Annotated in this window: 13 protein-coding genes; 4 read left to right on the top strand and 9 right to left on the bottom strand. The window is 59.0% G+C overall.

Annotated features, from left to right (window positions below; translation table 11 throughout):
* Positions 1-70: 70 nt before the first annotated feature.
* On the top strand, positions 71-619 hold the full coding sequence (gene gmhB, locus BUC36_RS09630; protein ID WP_073274061.1) for a D-glycero-beta-D-manno-heptose 1,7-bisphosphate 7-phosphatase: 549 nt from the start codon (positions 71-73) through the stop codon (positions 617-619).
* Positions 620-653: 34 nt separating this feature from the next.
* Here the strand turns inward: gmhB and BUC36_RS18590 are convergent, their stop codons facing one another.
* From BUC36_RS18590 to rimO, 6 genes are all read right to left on the bottom strand, one after another.
* The gene (locus BUC36_RS18590) at positions 654-1322 is read right to left on the bottom strand and encodes an AraC family transcriptional regulator (RefSeq protein WP_234994937.1); all 669 of its coding nucleotides are present in this window, start codon (positions 1320-1322) and stop codon (positions 654-656) included.
* A gap of 29 nt (positions 1323-1351) precedes the next feature.
* On the bottom strand, positions 1352-2656 hold the full coding sequence (locus BUC36_RS09620; RefSeq protein WP_084535777.1) for a serine hydrolase domain-containing protein: 1305 nt from the start codon (positions 2654-2656) through the stop codon (positions 1352-1354).
* 79 nt (positions 2657-2735) lie between these two features.
* The gene (locus BUC36_RS09615; RefSeq protein ID WP_084535775.1) at positions 2736-4058 is read right to left on the bottom strand and encodes a S41 family peptidase; all 1323 of its coding nucleotides are present in this window, start codon (positions 4056-4058) and stop codon (positions 2736-2738) included.
* Positions 4051-5049: a GlxA family transcriptional regulator gene (locus tag BUC36_RS09610; RefSeq protein ID WP_073274051.1), complete on the bottom strand. Its 999-nt coding sequence runs from the start codon at positions 5047-5049 to the stop codon at positions 4051-4053. Before BUC36_RS09610 ends, BUC36_RS09615 begins: the two co-directional genes overlap by 8 nt.
* Before the next feature lie 244 nt (positions 5050-5293).
* Positions 5294-6904 (bottom strand): peroxidase family protein, encoded by a 1611-nt coding sequence (locus BUC36_RS09605; RefSeq protein WP_234994936.1) that lies wholly within the window; start codon positions 6902-6904, stop codon positions 5294-5296.
* A 179-nt stretch (positions 6905-7083) separates the two neighbouring features.
* Positions 7084-8406, bottom strand: a complete 1323-nt coding sequence (gene rimO, locus BUC36_RS09600; protein WP_073274047.1) for a 30S ribosomal protein S12 methylthiotransferase RimO — start codon at positions 8404-8406, stop codon at positions 7084-7086.
* 177 nt (positions 8407-8583) lie between these two features.
* Here rimO and BUC36_RS09595 point away from each other — a divergent pair, with 177 nt between their 5' ends.
* The gene (locus tag BUC36_RS09595) at positions 8584-9771 is read left to right on the top strand and encodes a class I SAM-dependent rRNA methyltransferase (RefSeq protein WP_073274043.1); all 1188 of its coding nucleotides are present in this window, start codon (positions 8584-8586) and stop codon (positions 9769-9771) included.
* A gap of 120 nt (positions 9772-9891) precedes the next feature.
* Here the strand turns inward: BUC36_RS09595 and BUC36_RS09590 are convergent, their stop codons facing one another.
* The gene (locus BUC36_RS09590) at positions 9892-12054 is read right to left on the bottom strand and encodes a TonB-dependent receptor family protein (RefSeq protein WP_073274041.1); all 2163 of its coding nucleotides are present in this window, start codon (positions 12052-12054) and stop codon (positions 9892-9894) included.
* 247 nt (positions 12055-12301) lie between these two features.
* Here BUC36_RS09590 and BUC36_RS09585 point away from each other — a divergent pair, with 247 nt between their 5' ends.
* Both BUC36_RS09585 and BUC36_RS09580 read left to right on the top strand, forming a co-directional pair.
* Positions 12302-12742 carry a GNAT family N-acetyltransferase gene (locus BUC36_RS09585; protein WP_073274039.1) on the top strand — a complete coding sequence of 147 codons (441 nt, stop codon included), beginning with the start codon at positions 12302-12304 and terminating at the stop codon, positions 12740-12742.
* Positions 12743-12888: 146 nt separating this feature from the next.
* The gene (locus tag BUC36_RS09580; RefSeq protein WP_084535883.1) at positions 12889-13569 is read left to right on the top strand and encodes a phosphoadenosine phosphosulfate reductase domain-containing protein; all 681 of its coding nucleotides are present in this window, start codon (positions 12889-12891) and stop codon (positions 13567-13569) included.
* 79 nt (positions 13570-13648) lie between these two features.
* On the opposite strand, the gene gyrB is transcribed toward BUC36_RS09580, so the two are convergent.
* A complete protein-coding gene (gene gyrB / locus BUC36_RS09575; RefSeq protein WP_073274037.1) occupies positions 13649-16069 on the bottom strand; it encodes a DNA topoisomerase (ATP-hydrolyzing) subunit B in 2421 nt (806 codons plus the stop codon).
* Positions 16070-16087: 18 nt separating this feature from the next.
* Positions 16088-17194: a DNA replication/repair protein RecF gene (gene recF / locus BUC36_RS09570; RefSeq protein ID WP_073274035.1), complete on the bottom strand. Its 1107-nt coding sequence runs from the start codon at positions 17192-17194 to the stop codon at positions 16088-16090.
* Positions 17195-17251: the final 57 nt, after the last annotated feature.

Genomic DNA, 17251 nt, shown 5'->3' with positions numbered 1-17251 from the left:
TTCAAGCATCCAATCCTGTCGCAGCCGGTTATGCCGGCTGCGGCGATTGTCTGACTGCGGAAAACTCTTCATGGCAATCATCGTGCTGGACCGGGACGGCGTCATCAATTATGACTCCGACGGCTACGTCAAATCCGCCGACGAGTGGATCCCGCTGCCCGGCAGCATCGAGGCAATGGCGGACATGAGCCGGGCCGGCCACCAGTTGGTGATCGCCAGCAACCAGAGCGGCCTCGCCCGGGGCCTGTTCGACCTGGACGATCTCGAAGCCATGCACGCGAAGATGCGCGCGCTGGTTGAAGACGCCGGCGGCGAAATCGCCGCGATTTTCTACTGCCCCCACGGACCCGATGACGACTGCCGCTGCCGCAAACCGAAAGCCGGGTTGCTGGATGCGATAGAGGCGGAATTCGATACCAGCCTGCACGGCAGTTACATGGTCGGCGACAAACTAAAGGACCTGCAGGCGGCGCTGGAGAAAGGCTGCAAGCCGGTGCTGGTGAAGACTGGTGCGGGCGAGCAGACGCTGCTACAGCTGATCAACGAGCCGGACGAGCAACTGGCCGATACTGCAGTGTTCGATGACCTGGCGCAGTTCGCCGAATTTTTATTGCGGTAGTGCCGAAAAAAATCGGCCGGGCTAGTTTTCGCTGCTATTTTAGCGGCAGAAAAATATCCGTAACCGCTTCGACTTCCGCCACGTCCGGGAAAAATTTCACCCGCTGGAAATAGAGCGGGAAGTCCCGCAACTCTTCACCACTCTGCGGCAACCATTCCAGATAGAGATATTTAACAGACTTTGCGAGTCCTTCGTCCGGGCCCGTATGGCGCAGCACCGCGCAGCGACCCGCGGGAATTGTTTTTTTGACGATGCCGAAAGTATTTTCTCCCACTTCACCATCGAAGGCGGCGCAAAGGTCCAGGCGGTAGTCTGCCGGCGCGACCTGCGCGGGATCGTCGTAGATAATATTGAATGTCGCACTCTTGTGCGGCGGCAAGTCATTTTGTTTTCGCCAGCCGATAAAATCTCGCACGGTATTTCCCACCAACCTTGGATCGCCGCGATGTTCCAGCACTGCCACGGCAGTCGCAGGGAAATCGAGAACGCGAACCCGCCCATTATATTTTTGACTCATGCCCTGTTGACTCCGAATTGATTGCAGCGGCCAATTTTTGGCGTACCACTGTTTCCACGCAGGTTGTGCGCGCAACTCAGATGGAGACTGTCCCGTGAATTTGCGGAAAGCTCGAGAGAAAGGTTCCAACGCTTCGTAAGCACAGTTCAGCGCGCCTTCCGTAATCGGGATATCGAAATGGCGCACCGCAATCTGGTTGCTCTCGCTACGAAAGATCACTCGCCGGAGCGGGCGATCTGCGACTGGCAGCCTGCCGCAGGCAAAGCGCGAAGAAATTCGCTGGCGATCTCCAGCGACACGCTGCCGAAATCCCAGAATACGTCTGTCTTGCGGTTAATATTCACCGCCACCGCCATTCGATAATCCGGCAATATCATCAGCCAGCTCTGACCGCCGCGGGAGACACCGCCGTGATTTACCACCTGTACCAAGCCCTGGCCGCTAATCTCACGCTCCGAGACTCGCCACCCGAGTGCATAGTGCTGTGCATTGGTCGTCCCGTCCGGTAGCTGCTGCGGCGTCCAGAACAGTTGTCGTGTTTGCGGCGATAGGTAGCTGTCATCGAGGTAGTGCATCCCCAATCGGACCAAATCTGAAGGGGTCGATACGAAGCCACCACCGGGCAGGCGGTGGCTGAGATCTACGGCTCGCCATTCACGCACACGGTGTTCCGTGCCGGTGATACCATTGCTTTTGTATGGCGTGGCAATCCGGTTGGCGACATCACCGCGCACCGGTGCGGGAAGCGTTGCATTCATTTGCGCCGGAGCGAAAACCTCCTGTTGCATGAAGCTCAGGTAGGGTTCTTTTGCCACGGCACTGATGACAGCGCCCAGTAATACCGTATTGAATGTCGAGTAGTGAAAATCACTGCCGGGCTCGAACATCAGTTCGCTGCCGTCAAATACGTCGAGTGCGCTCTCTACGCTGTCATAGTGACGACGCAGGGCCAGCGTGTGGTAGAGACCGGGCAGATCACCGTTTTCCTTATAGTCCGGTAGTCCGCTCATATGTGACGCGAGCTGTCGTGGCGTGATACTGCTCCACGCGGTATTCGGCAGTGGGTCCAGGTAGCGGACAATTGGCGTATCCAGGTTTATACGATCGCTTTGTACGAGGCGCGCCAACGCCGTGCCGGTAAGCGCCTTGGAGGTACTGCCGATTCGAAATCGCGTGTCGGTATTCACCGGCGTTTCTGATTCAATGTCTGACCAGCCTGCGGCCCCAGCCCACACCAATTTTCCGCAGGCGGCGACGGCAGCGGAGATCGCCGGTGAAGCGATTTTCTCCCGGTGCTTCTCGATTGCGGTAAGCGATTGTGTTCCAGCCTCCTTGTACGTGAGGTCGAAAAGCTCCTGCGTCAATGGATTGTCTCGCGGTAACTCCAGCCAGCCTATAGGGTTTAGCGGTAACGAGCCCTTGTTCCAGGCATAGAACTGATAGACGGGCCAAAGCCACCAACCGAGAAATATGAGCGGCAGCGAGACTGTCGCCAGCAAAAGTCCTTTTCTTTTTGTCATATTATTTCCGTAAATTTCTAAACAAGCCGACTGCTTCCGTCGGATAGCGCAATGCTCGCCGATCGGTGCACTGATGTTTTCAGGGTGTTTCTTTCCGTTTCGCTGCGGCGTTTAAATAAGCGCGATTTCTGTCGGATATCTCTTTCATGATCCAGGCGAGTGGTTTGTCGATGCCACTGCGGTAGCTTGGCCAGTCAGTCTCGATCATTATGTCCGGCCTTACGCCGCTGGAAAATGAATCCTGAAATCGGTAATTACGTTTTGAATAGGTAATGGTCCATCCCGTATTCGGGAGTGAAAAAGAATCCATATCCTGGTAGCCAACAGGATTGCCGCCGGTTGGTTCCCCCACCAGTTTTGCGTGCAGTATCTGCCGAAATTGTGCCGCGTTACTCATGGCCGCAGAGTAGGTTCTGTTACCAATCAGGGTATAGACGCCCTGCTCCCAATCCAGACCATCTGCGAGTACCAGCCCCCAAGCCAGTCCCAGTCCGACAAAGAAATCGCCACCGCCATTATCGCGCAGATCAATGATCAGATTCCTGGTTTCGTGTTCGTCGAGGTACTCTCTTACATCTTCCGCGAAATCCTCCATGTCGGAAAAGCTCGGATATCTGCGGAAATAGACATATGCGGTTTTGGTTTCATCATCGGCGGACAGCCAAAGATTTTCATTCTCGGAAACTTGTTTTTTACCGAAAGGAATTCGCTCAGGGACAAGTGTGTGATCGAGCTGGTCGTGGTAGTGGCGCATCGGTATAGACGCAACTGAAATCGTTGCTTGCCGACCCTCATCGTCTTCAAATGTGTAAAGTGCCCGGTGGACTGTTTTCGTAATGCCGAGCCCGTACAGAACCGGTGCTGAGCTGATGTGGCCGGTGACACGTACTTTTAATGAATACTGATTTTCTACGCCCTGCACCACAGGCGTCAGAAGCGCAACGATTTTATCGATCTGGATGCCATCGATAGAACGCAGTTTGTAGCCGATTAAATGTTTGTAGGGTTCGCTAGTCGCGATCAGTCGATAAGTGCCATCGATATTGACAAACCTAAAGGGAAAGAAGGCAATATCACCGCTCCAAATGGCAAACTGCGTGTGCCCATCGCCCACCAGACGGGTTATGCGCATCATCTCAACCAGTACTTGTTGCTCATTGAGCTCGGGCAGAGATTTCTTAAGCGCGGACAACGCCTCAGTAAACTGCGCTTTACCGACGCTGTGGTAAAGGTTGATATGCTGTTCTTCGAGCTGCTGCTGATAACGGTCTAAATCTTCCGTCCACTTTTTTACTTCGCGGTCCGGTAGAGCCTGCGCACCCGAGGATAGAACCAACAGGCTGATCAATGCCGAGGTCAAAAAATTTAGCCGCATACTAATCCCTAAGTTTTTGTTATCCATTAAAGTGCTTTCGGTAGTTGCTCGGCAGTACGCCCATCTGCCTGTGGAATGCTCGTCGTAATTGTTCCTGCGATTGAAAACCACATTGCATGGCGATCTTTTCCAGCGGCAGACTTTGCTCTGACAGCAGCTGGCGCGATTTCTCCACCCGCGCGCGCTCAACAAACTTGGCCGGGGTCACTCCGGTTTCCTGCAAAAAACAGCGCGCGAAATTGCGCGGACTCATTGCGGCTTCTTCGGCGAGCTTCGTAACGGTAATCGGTGAGGCTAGATTTTGGTAAATCCACTCGATCAGCCGTCCAAATTGATCGCTGTCCACCTGGCTCGATAGGTGTTCACTGTATTGTGTCTGCCCTCCTTCTCGCTTCAGGTACAGTACCAGGCGCCGCGCCACTTTTAATGCGAGTCTACGTCCGCAATCTTCCTCCACCATTGCCAGCGCGAGATCGATGCCGGAAGTTATGCCGGCGGAGGTGTAGACGTGCCCGTCACGCACATAGATGGCATCTGGATCCACCTCGATATCCGGAAAGCCTTGCAGCTCCGGTACGTCCATCCAGTGGGTGGTGGCGCGCCTGCCATCCAACAGACCGGCCCCGGCGAGAATCAGTGCGCCGCTGCAAATGGAACCGAAACGCCTGACCCTCTGTGCGCGAGACCTGAGCCAGTCGGTTAAATCGCCATTTGCTCGCTGTGCGACGGCGCTTTCATCCGTTCCGCCACAGACAAGCAATGTGTCCATATCACCGGCTTCGCGGTAGGACTGGTCGGCGATCAATTTGATGCCGGAGGACATGGCCACCGGGCCGGCGGCTGCGGCCAGCAATTCAATTTCGTAGACATCGTCGATACGGAGACCATCGTCTCGCAACTGGCGGTTGGCCAGCGCAAAGACCTCCAACGGACCGGTAATATCCAGGCACTGGGCGCCCGGGTAGATCACCATGGAAATTTTCAGCGGATGCGACGATGTGGGATTTTGTTCTGCCATGGACACAGTGTTTCACAGTGCGGCGCTGGCAGAAATGACAATATGACAGCAAAAACTGCCAATTGGGAGGAAAAGGGTCAGGAAGGGAATGTTCTTACGGCGTCAAAACTATTGCCGATTAGCAGGCCGACTCGCACCACAGCAGAATTCAGATGGGACGGCGCGGCTAATGCCGCCATCAGCTCTGCGACTGGAGCGATGTAGCCGTGGAAGGTCATATACTCAGCGCAGCCAAATGCGCCTTCTAATCAACCACGGCTGACTGGGGAACGCTGGTGGATGGAGTTGGGTTGCTGGTGAATACATTTTCATTCAGCTCGGCCGGTCGAATCTGCGTGTTCCTGCAGATGATGTCGGCCAGGGTCGTGCTTTCCAGTTGCTGCAGGGTCTCACCACTAAAAACTTTCCGATACCAGAAACGGTCGCCATCCCTGAGTCGCTCAAATTGGTCGCGGATAAGATGATGGAACAGTGGGCCCACCAGCGCGCCTGGCAGTTTGTCCTCTGCCAGCCCCGCTATCCACGGATCCACCTCAGCGACATTACCGGGCCCGTATACCTGGCGTAACAGGCTGCTCAATTGCGGATCGCTAGTAATATCTTCGTAGTCTGCCGCTGGTGCCAGCCCAAGTTCGATTCGCATGGCGTTATAGCCGGGCAAGCCGTGATCCCGCCCGCGCTGGATGTTTAGCGAGGCCAGGTCAAATGCCCCCTGATCCGGCGAGCCGAAAAGAAAATTCCTGACGCCGTCGACGATCTTGGTGTCCACAGCCTGGGCAACCTGAGAGGCCAGCCCGCGCAACAGGGGCTCGATTCCCCTGCCTGACTCCGGGTTGAGTTCCAGGCGGGTAAAAAATGCATCACGCAGGCTCAGGTTGCCATCGGGAATCGGTTTACCGTTCGATTTAAGCCGGAGGAGTTCGCTGCTCAGCATACTGTGGCCGAAGCGGAAGGCGGCGGTAGAAAACGCGTTGGCAATACCAGGGTCCGTCGTCGGTGAATATCCTGCGTAGGGGGCAAGGCCATAGGGGCCCAGCACTGCGGGAAGAAATTCCTGATAGGTAATGACTTGCATCTGTGCACCGACGATGGCCCGTGCGCGATGGTAGATTTCATCTCCAGAGAGACTTTTGTCCTGGTGATGTAGCGCCGTTGCAAGGCGGTTGTGTTCGCGCACGAACAGGACATGCAGCGCAGTTAGGCCGACTTGCTCGTTGGCCCGAATATCACCGGCCACATAAAAATCTGCATCGGGTCCGCCGTCGTTGGGAAGGCCACTGGTATTAAAAGGCAGCAGGTCGAAACGGCTCGTGTCCAGCTTGCCCGTGCCATCATTCGTGCGCAGAGCGGCGGCGCGGATCATGTCGGAACCGTACACCTGCGATGCGTCGATAAAGGCCGTCACCTCGTTGATCTGCTGCCGGGGCGCCGTCGTACCGGTTTGCGGATCAAACAGTGAACGATGGAAAGAGATGGACGTGCCGGCGGTAAATACCGGGTCACCTGCCGGTACCGGGATCGGGAGAGGTTCCTCGCCGGCCGGTGTCAGTGACAGATCGTGATCGAGAAATTGCCCCCACTGAAACACCATGCTGGTGTGCCCGCTGCCGTCCAGTTGGGGGGCAAGCTGCTGGCAGATGGCATTGCTGATTACCCTGGGATTCGGGCGCGAACTTCCGGCCGGCAGACTGATGCCATCACTGTACGCCGGTGTTACGAGGCGCAGGAGCGGGCTATGGGCTGAGCCGAGTTGTGGCAGCGTCAGGTTATTGCCGGTGCCGTCGATCGAGCGGTACTGGTCGAAGGGCGTCGCATTGGAGATGGTGCCGCTCAATATCGAGACAGCTGCGAGCAAACTGCATATCCCTGCTTTCATGGAACAAACTGCCTTCCATCTGAAATATATCGCCGCATCACAGGGAAAGTGTAGATGGACTTTCGTCCATCGAGCGCGCCGGTAGCGCATTGGTCCAAACGAAAAGTGGCAGCTATCTGCTGCCACTTTTGCTCAGAAGTCTCTACAGCCGCGAAATCCTATAGAAGCTCGGCCCACAGATCGTACTCGTCCGCGTGGGTAACGCGCACGTTGACCTTGTCGCCCGGCTGCAGCGACTGCTCTCCATTCAGATAGACCATGCCATCGATTTCCGGCGCATCGGCCGAGGAGCGGCCGATGGCGCCCTCTTCGTCGACTTCGTCGATCAGCACTTCGATCTCGCGACCAATCTTGCGCTGTAGGCGCGCGGCGCTGATTTGCTGCTGGTGGGCCATAAAGCGCTCCCAGCGCTCCTGTTTCACCTCTTCCGGAACCGCGCCTTCGAGTTCGTTGGCCGGCGCGCCGTCAACCGGCGAATACTTGAAGCAGCCGACGCGGTCCAGTTGCGCCTCCGTCAGCCAGTCGAGCAGGTACTGGAAATCCTGCTCGGTCTCACCGGGAAAACCGACGATAAAGGTCGAGCGGATCGTCAGCTCCGGGCAGATCTCACGCCACTTCTTGATGCGCGCCAGCGTCTTGTCTTCGAACGCCGGGCGCTTCATCGCCTTGAGGACTTTCGGGCTGGCGTGCTGGAACGGAATATCCAGGTACGGCAGCAGCTTGCCCTCGGCCATCAGCGGGATGACATCATCCACGTTCGGGTACGGGTACACATAGTGCAGGCGCACCCACACGCCCATGGACGACAGTGCCTCGCACAGCTCCAGCATGCGCGTCTTCACCGGGCGGCCGTCCCAGAAGTCGAGCTTGTATTTCAGGTCGACACCGTAGGCGCTGGTGTCCTGCGAAATAACCAGCAGTTCCTGCACGCCGGATTTCACCAGCCGCTCCGCCTCGCTGAGCACGTCGCCAACCGGGCGGCTGGCGAGCTTGCCGCGCATGCTCGGAATAATGCAGAAGCTGCAGCTGTGGTTGCAGCCCTCGGAGATCTTCAGGTAGGCGTAGTGGCGCGGGGTCAGCTTGATGCCCTGGGGCGGTACCAGGTCGACAAAGGGATCGTGATCCACTTGCGGCGGTACCACTTCGTGCACGGCATTGACCACCTGTTCGTACTGCTGCGGGCCGGTCACCGCCAGCACACTCGGGTGGACCTGGCGGATATGCTCCTCTTCGACACCCATGCATCCGGTGACGATCACGCGACCGTTCTCGGCCAGGGCCTCACCGATGGCATCCAGGGATTCCGCCTTGGCGCTGTCGATAAAGCCGCAGGTGTTGACCACGACCACATCGGCGTCCTCGTAGCTGGGCACCAGCTGGTATCCCTCTGTGCGCAGCTGGGTCAGGATGCGCTCCGAGTCGACGGTGGCCTTGGGGCAACCGAGGGATACGAAACCGACTTTTGGGGTGGTGCTGGTCATTCAGGCTCCCGGCGAGCGAACGCAGATTTGTTTAAAAAGCGGGCAATTCTAACGGTGTGGCAACCGCTTTAAAAGGAGCTCAACAATCTGTCCGCTGTGAGCGGCTATAACTTGACCTGAGGCCGGCGACGCGGACAATTGCCGCCCCTGCCCCCGAGAGCTGACGGAGATGTCCCCTTGCCGGAATTAATATTGAATCGCGGCGCCGAGCGCCGCCTGAAGCGCGGCCACCTGTGGATCTACAGCAATGAGGTGGACACCAAGCGCTCGCCCCTCAAGGGCATAGAGCCTGGCTGCCAGTGCCCGGTGCTGGACAGCCAGGGCAAGCCACTGGGTACCGCATTCGTGAATCCCGGCCAGCTGATCTGCGGGCGCCTGGTGTCACGCAGTGGCGCTCTGGACGGCGCACTGCTGCGCGAGCGGCTGGCGGCGGCGCTGGCAATGCGCCAGCGCTACTTCGAACACCCGAGCTACCGGCTGGTGTACGGCGATTCCGATCGCCTGCCGGGTCTGGTGGTGGACCGCTTCGGCGACTATCTGGTCGTGCAAATCAGTAACTGGGGGATGGAGAAATTGCTGCCCCAGGTGGTGGAGACACTGAGCGAACTGGTGCAGCCGAAAGGAATACTGCTGCGCAACGATCACCAGGGTCGCGCCGTCGAGGAGATGCCGCTGGTCAACGAGGTCGTTTTTGGCGAAGTGCCGGAGATGGCCCCTTTCGAGGAGAACGGCGTGCCGCTGCTGGCGCCGGTACACGCGGGACAGAAAACCGGCTGGTTCTACGATCACCGCGACAACCGCGCGCGCCTGAATCAGTGGGTACGGGGCAAGAGGGTGCTCGACCTCTTCTCCTATGCCGGCGGCTGGGGCGTGCAGACGCTGGCCCGCGGTGCGCTCAGCGCCACCTGTGTCGACGCGTCCGAACAGGCCCTGGATTGGTGCCGCGCCAATGCGGAACACAACGGGCTTGGCGACAAATTGCAGACCGTGCGCGGCAAGGCCGTGGAGGTGCTGAAGGCCATGGTGGCCGACGGTGAGAAATTCGATGTCGTCGTGCTGGATCCGCCCGCCTTTATCAAGCGGCGCAAGGATCACAAGGCCGGGCTCGCCGCCTACCGCCATATCAACGAGCTGGCCATGCGCCTGCTGGCGGCGGATGGGCTGTTAGTGAGCGCTTCCTGCTCCATGCACCTGGCGGCGGATGAACTGCTCGACTGTGTGCGCGGTGCCGCGCACAAGCTGCAGCGCCCGGCGGCGCTGCTGGGCAGTGGCGGCCAGGGGGCAGACCACCCGGTGCACCCGTCGATTCCGGAGACCCGCTACCTGAAGGCGCACTTCGTACACCTGGCAGCAGCGGCCCCCTAAATCCGCTGCCGGCTCGGGGGTAGCAGGCGCGACGGATGACGCGCGGGAAAGGTTTCGCCGGCGCAAACAAAAACCCCGGCGCTGGGCCGGGGCTTTTTTGGTGGAGTACTGGTGTCAGGTTCAGAAAGCGAATTTCATTCCCAGGGTGGCAGTGCGCGGGCGGTTGGCGCGGGCGCCGTCGGGTCCGCGATTGACGATGGCCTGCTCGTCGAACAGGTTGTCCACCTTCAGGTATCCACTCAGGTCTTCGCTGAAGTCGTAGTGGGCCACGGCATCCAGCACCCACAGTGACTCGGTGTAGTCGAACTGATCGGTGTTACCGCGGTTGCACTCGGTGCTGACACACATCTCATCCTGATAGGCGGCTGTCAGGTTCAGGCGCCAGGCCGCGCCGCTGTCCAGGCCGGCCGACAAGGCGAACACGTTTTCCGGCAGGTACGCGAGGTTGTCGCCGGCCAGCAGGTCGCCGCCGTCGCTATCCTTGGTGATTTCTGCGTCGGTGTAGGTGTAGCTCGCGCGCAGCGGCAGGCTCCAGCCGTTTGTGAGTACCCACTCGCTGCCGAACGCTGCCTCGAGCCCCTTGATCTCGGCTTCACCCAACTGGAAGGTGCCGCTGTCGGCGCCGTTGTCGCAGGGCACTGCGACGGAACAGTTCTGGATTGCGTTCTCGTAGTCGCTGAAGAAGGCAATGATTTCGGCACTCAGGCTGTCACTGTAGTAGCGCGCGCCCCACTCGTAGTTGGTGGACAGCTCCGGGCCCTGTCCCTCTTCGGCACCGCCGCCGGGAGGGGCAAAGCCGCGGTGTACCCCGGCCAGCAGGCTCCAAGCTTCGCTGACGTCGTACACAAGGCCCAGCCCCGGCAGCCATTCGTCCACCTGGTTGGAAGCGGTGATATTGCCGCTGGTGCGGTCCGGATCGTCGTAGCGCTTCTGCTGCGTCTCGACATCCTCGTAGCGGAGTGCCGCGGTCAGGACCAGCTTCTCGGCCAGCTGGATTTCGTCATAGGCGAAGAAGGAAGTGGCGTCGGCCTCCTCGACGCGGTTGTTACTGGCGCTAGGCAGGCTGATGCCCTGGAAGACCAGATCGCCGCTCACCTGGCGATAGTCCTCGGTGGGCTGGTAGCGATCCACCTCGTCGCGGTGGCGGCGCACACCGAATGTCATGTCGTGAGACAGGCCACCGGTCTGGAACTGCCAATCGGCGCTGATCTGCACACCGCGCGCTTCGTACTGGCGGTTGTTGTGCTTGATGCCGAAATCGTAGTCCATTTCGCCATCTAGAATGGCCTGCGCATCGCTGTCACCGGCATTGGCCGCATCGATCAGGCCGCCGAGGCCGACCTTAAACCAGTCGCGCTTGAACTTGTTGTAGTAGGCCTGGGAATTGATGGTGAAGGCGTCGCTCAGTTGAATGCTGTGGTTCAGCTGCACGGCGCTGTGGCGGTTCTGCATTTCGTCCAGGGCACTGATGCCGTAGCGACGATTCGGGTCGCGGTCGAAGTCGGCGTCGGTCAGGCCCAGGTAGCTCATGCCGGACTCTTCTTCCGAGTACTGCAGTTTGATATCCAGCTGCTGGCGGTAGGTCGCATCGGCTGCGGAGCTCAGGCGACCTTTCAGGAGATAGTCTTCCTTGGCGATGTCGGCGCTGTCGCCGCCATCGATGTCGCGGAAGCCGTCGGCGTATTGCTGGTGGGTTTCCAGCAGCCAGCCGGTGTTATCGGTAACCGCGCCGTAGTGGCCATGCAGGCGAGTCTCGCCGTACTGGCCGGCTTCCAGCTGCACCATGCCGGCGGTAGCTGCGGGGATCGGCGTACTCAACATATTGACGGCGCCGCCAACGGTGAAGGGTCCGTATTTGAGCGTGCCCGGACCTTTCAACACTTCGATGCTGTCCAGGCGGCCGGCGGTCGGGAAGTAATACGCCTCCGGCCCGGAATAAGGTGCCGGCGCAACCAGTACACCGTCTTCCATCAGTGAAATTTTTCCCGAGCGACCACCGCTGGCGCCGCGAATGCCGATGTTCGGACGCAGGCCATAGCCGTCTTCTTCGGTGATGTAGACACCGGGCACCGCGCGCACCATGCGGTTGATATCGACAAATTCGAATTTGGCCAGTTCTTCGGCGTCAATCAGATGTGCAGAGCCGGGCAGCTTGGGAATGGAATCGGCATCGCCGATCACGGAAATCGTTTCCAGGCGCGCGTCCCGCTCTTGGGCGATCGCCGGTGAGACGACCACTGCAGCCAGTGCCAGTGCGAGCGGAGACAGGGGGAAAGGCTTCATGAATCCTCCATGGAATATAACTTGGCGTTTTAATAATTGAACTTATTAATGAGAATGATTGTATTTTATCATAATAATTAGTCTCTGCATTACCTCAATGTGGGTATCGGCTTGTTTGCGCCGATGTCCCGCCATCGGGCGCGGACGCCCCCCACCGGTCAGCATTTCCTCGCACCCGGGCGCCGCACTAGGATCCTTCTTTTCGACTCACTAGCATTGTGCGCAAGTGCTTACTTACGGTGCACCTATGATTCGATCGGCCAGTGATGCAGAACTCGATAGACTGGAACAGCTGTGGCTGCACACCGCCGCCAGCGCCCACCCTTCGTTGCCGCAGGACTATTGGCGGCGCCGTATTCGTAACTTTCGGCGCGATTGTCGGCGCGCGGTTGATTGCCTGGTCTATCTGGAGGGGGATGGCGAGCCAGTGTCCGGGTTCGTCACGGTAACCGAGGGCGACCGGCTCGGGTGTATCTGCGTGAGCCCGCTGGCGACCGGTCGGGGCGTCGGCAGTGAATTGATTGACGCCGCGAAGCGCGGGCGGCCGCAACTGCAGGTGGAGGTGCTCGAGGAGAATCTCGGCGCCCGCTACTTCCTGCAACAGCAGGGCTTTGTCGAAGTCGAACGCCGCCCCGACACAGAGGCGGGACAGGTGAATATCAGAATGTGCTGTCCCGCCCCGCCATAGCCACCCGTTGATGTGGAGTTCGGCGGGCGGCAGTAGTATCGCCCTTATAACTTTATCTTATTGATCCACTTCTTTTTATTGTTTCTAAGTAGCGACACTAGGGAGTAGCATGTTTTTCACCCTATTGATCGACTGCTTTGAGTGCTATGGGACTGAACGCCACTACCAACGCCATCCGCCCTTATCCCGCGCGTACCTTTCATCACGGTGCCGACCTGGAGACGCTGAATCAGCGCTTCCGCGACGCCAAGCCGAGCGAGATCATGGAGTTCACCATGATGCATGCGGAGAATCCGGTGGTGTTCACCAATTTCCGTCCGCTCGCCGTCGCCTTTCTGCATCTGGTAAGCCGCGCCAAGCCGGACATCCCGGTAATCTGGGTAGATCACGGCTACAACACGCCGGAAACCTACCGCCATATCGAGCGCGTGGTGAAGGAGCTCGAGCTGAACCTGCGCACCTTTTCGCCGAAGATGTCCGCGGCCCACTACAACGCCGTCTACGGAGGCATTCCGCCGCTGGATACGCCGGAGCACGATTTCTTCTCGCGCACGGTGAAGCTGGAGCCGTTTAACCGCGCCATGCAGGAGTTGAAGCCGGACGTGTGGCTGAACGGCATTCGCCACGACCAGAATGCACACCGCAAGAACCTGGATATCTTCACCACCGGCAATCACGGCACTATCCGCGTGGCGCCCATGTTCCAGCTGCGCGAGATCGATGTTGAGGAATATGTCTACGAGCAGGAGCTACCGGATAACGACGTCTACTTCGACCCCACCAAGGGAGAGGAGCACCGCGAATGCGGACTGCTGCTGGAGAAATAGGGACCTTCCAATCCGATTCAAAAAAAAACGGCCGCTAGATAGCGGCCGTTTTTGTTTCTGCGGACGGCGGTGAAAAACCTTATACGTCGAGGTTCTCAACGGCCAGCGCGTTGCTTTCAATAAACTCGCGGCGCGGCTCCACCTGGTCGCCCATCAGCGTGGTGAAGATCTGGTCGGCGGCAATGGCATCCTCCACCGTGACCTGCAGCATACGGCGGCTCTCCGGGTTCATGGTGGTTTCCCACAGCTGCTCCGGGTTCATCTCGCCCAGGCCCTTATAGCGCTGGACGCCGTAGCCCCGTCGGCTTTCGTTCATCAGCCATTCCAGGGCGTCCGGGAAGCTGCTGACCGGTTGCTGCTTCTCGCCGCGCTGGATAAAGGCGCCTTCCTCCAGCAGCCCGACCATCTTTTCGCCCAGTTTGCAGATGGCCCCGTATTCGGCGGAGTCGAAGAACTCGTGGCTGATCTGGTAATCGCTGCCGACACCGTGGGCGACCACGTGGATATGCGGCAGGTAGAGGCCGCGCTCGTTGTTTTCGTGCACGCTGACCTGGTGGCGCCGACCGCCACCATTCGCCTCTTCCGCCAGCTTTTCCTGTAGTGCCGCGCACCAGGATTCCATCTGATCCCTGGACTGGAGATTTTCCTGAGCCAGGCTCGGCAGATAGATCATGCTGCGCAGGACCTCTTCGGGATAGAGGCGCGACAGCCGGTCGATGGTGGCCAGCACGGAGCGGTATTCGCCCACGAGGCTCTCGAGGGATTCCCCGGACAGCGCCGGTGCATCAGGATTGACGAACAGGCTCGCACCCTCGAGGGCCGCGTTGGTGAGGAACTGGGTCAGTGCCGCCTCATCTTTCAGGTATTGCTCCTGCTTACCCTTGCTGATCTTGTACAGCGGCGGCTGTGCAATGTAGATGTGGCCGCGCTCGATCAACTCCGGCATCTGACGGAAGAAGAAGGTCAGCAACAGGGTACGGATGTGGGCGCCGTCGACGTCGGCGTCGGTCATGATAATGATGTGGTGGTAGCGCAGCTTATCCGGATCAAACTCGCTCTTGCCGATACCGCAGCCCAGTGCGGTAATCAGGGTGCCCACCTCGGCGCTGGACAGCATTTTGTCGAAACGCGCCTTCTCCACGTTCAGAATCTTGCCTTTCAGGGGCAGAATGGCCTGGGTGCGGCGATCGCGCCCCTGCTTGGCGGATCCGCCGGCCGAGTCACCCTCCACCAGGTAGAGTTCGGACAGCGCCGGGTCTTTTTGCTGACAATCGGCCAGCTTGCCGGGCAGGCCGGCAATATCCAGTGCGCCTTTGCGGCGCGTCATTTCACGCGCCTTGCGGGCAGCCTCGCGGGCTCGCGCAGCGTCGATCATCTTGCCGACGACGGCCTTGGCCTCCTGCGGGTTTTCCATTAGGTAGTCGTTGAAAGAGTGGCCCATTTCCTGCTCTACCGCCGGCTTCACCTCAGAGGAAACCAGCTTGTCCTTGGTCTGGGAGGAGAACTTCGGGTCCGGTACCTTGACCGAGATAATTGCGGTCAAACCTTCGCGGGCATCATCGCCGGTGGTGTTGACCTTGTCCTTCTTGCCCACGCCCTCTTTCTCGATGTAATTGTTCAGACCGCGGGTCAGCGCGGCGCGGAAGCCCGCCAGGTGGGTGCCGCCATCGCGCTGGGGAATGTTGTTGGTGTAGCAGTAGATATTTTCCTGAAAGCTGTCATTCCACTGCAGGGCCACTTCCACCGCGATGCCATCGTCGCGCTGGTTCTGGAAGTGCAGCACCTTGTTGATCGGTGTCTTGTTCTGGTTCAGGAATTCCACAAACGCCCGGAGCCCGCCCTCGTATTCGTAGACTTCCTCCTTACCAGAGCGTTCATCTTTCAGCACAATGCGGACGCCCGAGTTGAGGAAGGACAGCTCACGCAGACGCTTTGCCAGCTGATCGAAGTGAAACTCGATATTGGAGAAGGTCTCTGCAGACGGCTTGAAATGCACGCTGGTGCCGGTGCTGTCGGTATCGCCGACGACGGCGAGCGGAGCCTGGGGCACGCCGTGGTGGTAGATCTGCTCGTGGACCTTACCGCCGCGGCGGATGGTCAATTTAAGCTCCGCAGACAGCGCATTCACCACCGACACACCCACACCATGCAGGCCACCGGAGACTTTGTAGGTATTGTCATCGAACTTACCGCCAGCGTGGAGGACGGTCATGATGACCTCTGCGGCGGAAACGCCCTCTTCCGGGTGCATCTCGGTAGGAATGCCGCGACCGTTATCGGCCACAGACACAGACTCGTCCGGGTGAATGGTCACGCGAATTTCGTCGCAGTGGCCCGCCAGCGCCTCGTCGATGGAGTTGTCCACCACCTCGAATACCATATGGTGCAGGCCGGTACCGTCATCGGTATCGCCGATATACATACCGGGGCGCTTGCGCACCGCATCCAGGCCCTTTAGTACCTTGATACTGCTGGAGTCATAGCTTTGCTGCTCTGACATTGATTCGCTCCATTCAACTTATTGTGCGGCCGATGGCTCGGCACTGATACACCCATGTTCCACGTGGAACACTTGCGGGTTATTCCACGGTGAAGGCAGCTGCCGCCACGGTCGGCTGGTGGCCTCCACCTCAATTCCAGTCACCAGTACCTGACTGGCACAACGGCTGACCCATTGCGCAAACAGCTGCTGGTTCGTTTCATCCAGCTCCGCAGGCAGGTCATCTACCAGGAAGACCGGTCGCCCGCGGTGATTGCAGACCAGTTCTGCCATCGCCGTGCGCAGTGCACAGACGAGCATCTTCTGCTGCCCCCGGGAAAGAATGTTCTGTGCCGCCTCGCCGGCGACGGTAAATCTCAAGTCAGCCCTGTGAGGCCCTACCCTGGTATGGCCCTGGGCGATATCGCCCTCGCGGGACTCCTGCAGCGCCGCCAGAAGCTCCTGTTCCTTGCGCCAGCCCTTGCGGTACGAGAGTTCGACACGCGACACCGGGGACTGCGGCAGTTCAGATGTCAAAGCCAGTAGCGCACCGCGCAGCTCGGTAAAGAGCTGTTGGCGCAATCCGTCTACCTGCAAACCGCTTTCGACGAGGCGCTGCTCCCATACAGACAGTAAACCAGCGTCGATTTTACCACGTCGCAACAGCGCATTTCGCTGTCGCAGCGCGATTTGGTAGTTTTTCCACGCCTGCGCGAAAGAATGTTCCACGTGGAACACTGTCCAGTCCAACAAGCGCCGCCGCACACCCGGACCACCATCGAGGGCCGAAAAGCTTTCGCTATCGATAACCTGCAGGGGCAGGCAACTGGCCAATTGCGAACTGGACTCGGCCGGGGCCTGATTGATACGGATACGCCCGTTGCCGTCCGCCAGGCGCTCGACTCCAAGGCTGTAACCGCTATCCAGCTGCGCGAATACGGTCAGACCGGTCGCCTCCTCCTGGATCACCGACTTATGCTGGCGCGAGCGAAACGAACGACCGGTCGCCAGCATATGTACCGACTCGAGCAGTGACGTCTTGCCGCTGCCGTTCGGACCACAGAACAGGTTGGCCCCGGCACACAGAGAGAGCTCAGCGGCACTGATATTGCGGAAATGGCGCAGGGCTAGCCGAGTCAGCGCCACGAATTAAACCCCGCAGCAGCATGCGCGTCGAACAGACCGCCGCGCCCATATAAAAAG

Source organism: Microbulbifer donghaiensis (assembly GCF_900129095.1).
GTDB classification, from domain to species: Bacteria; Pseudomonadota; Gammaproteobacteria; order Pseudomonadales; family Cellvibrionaceae; genus Microbulbifer; species Microbulbifer donghaiensis.
Note: the sequence above shows the minus strand (reverse complement) of the source record. Positions and strands in the feature narration are given on the sequence as shown.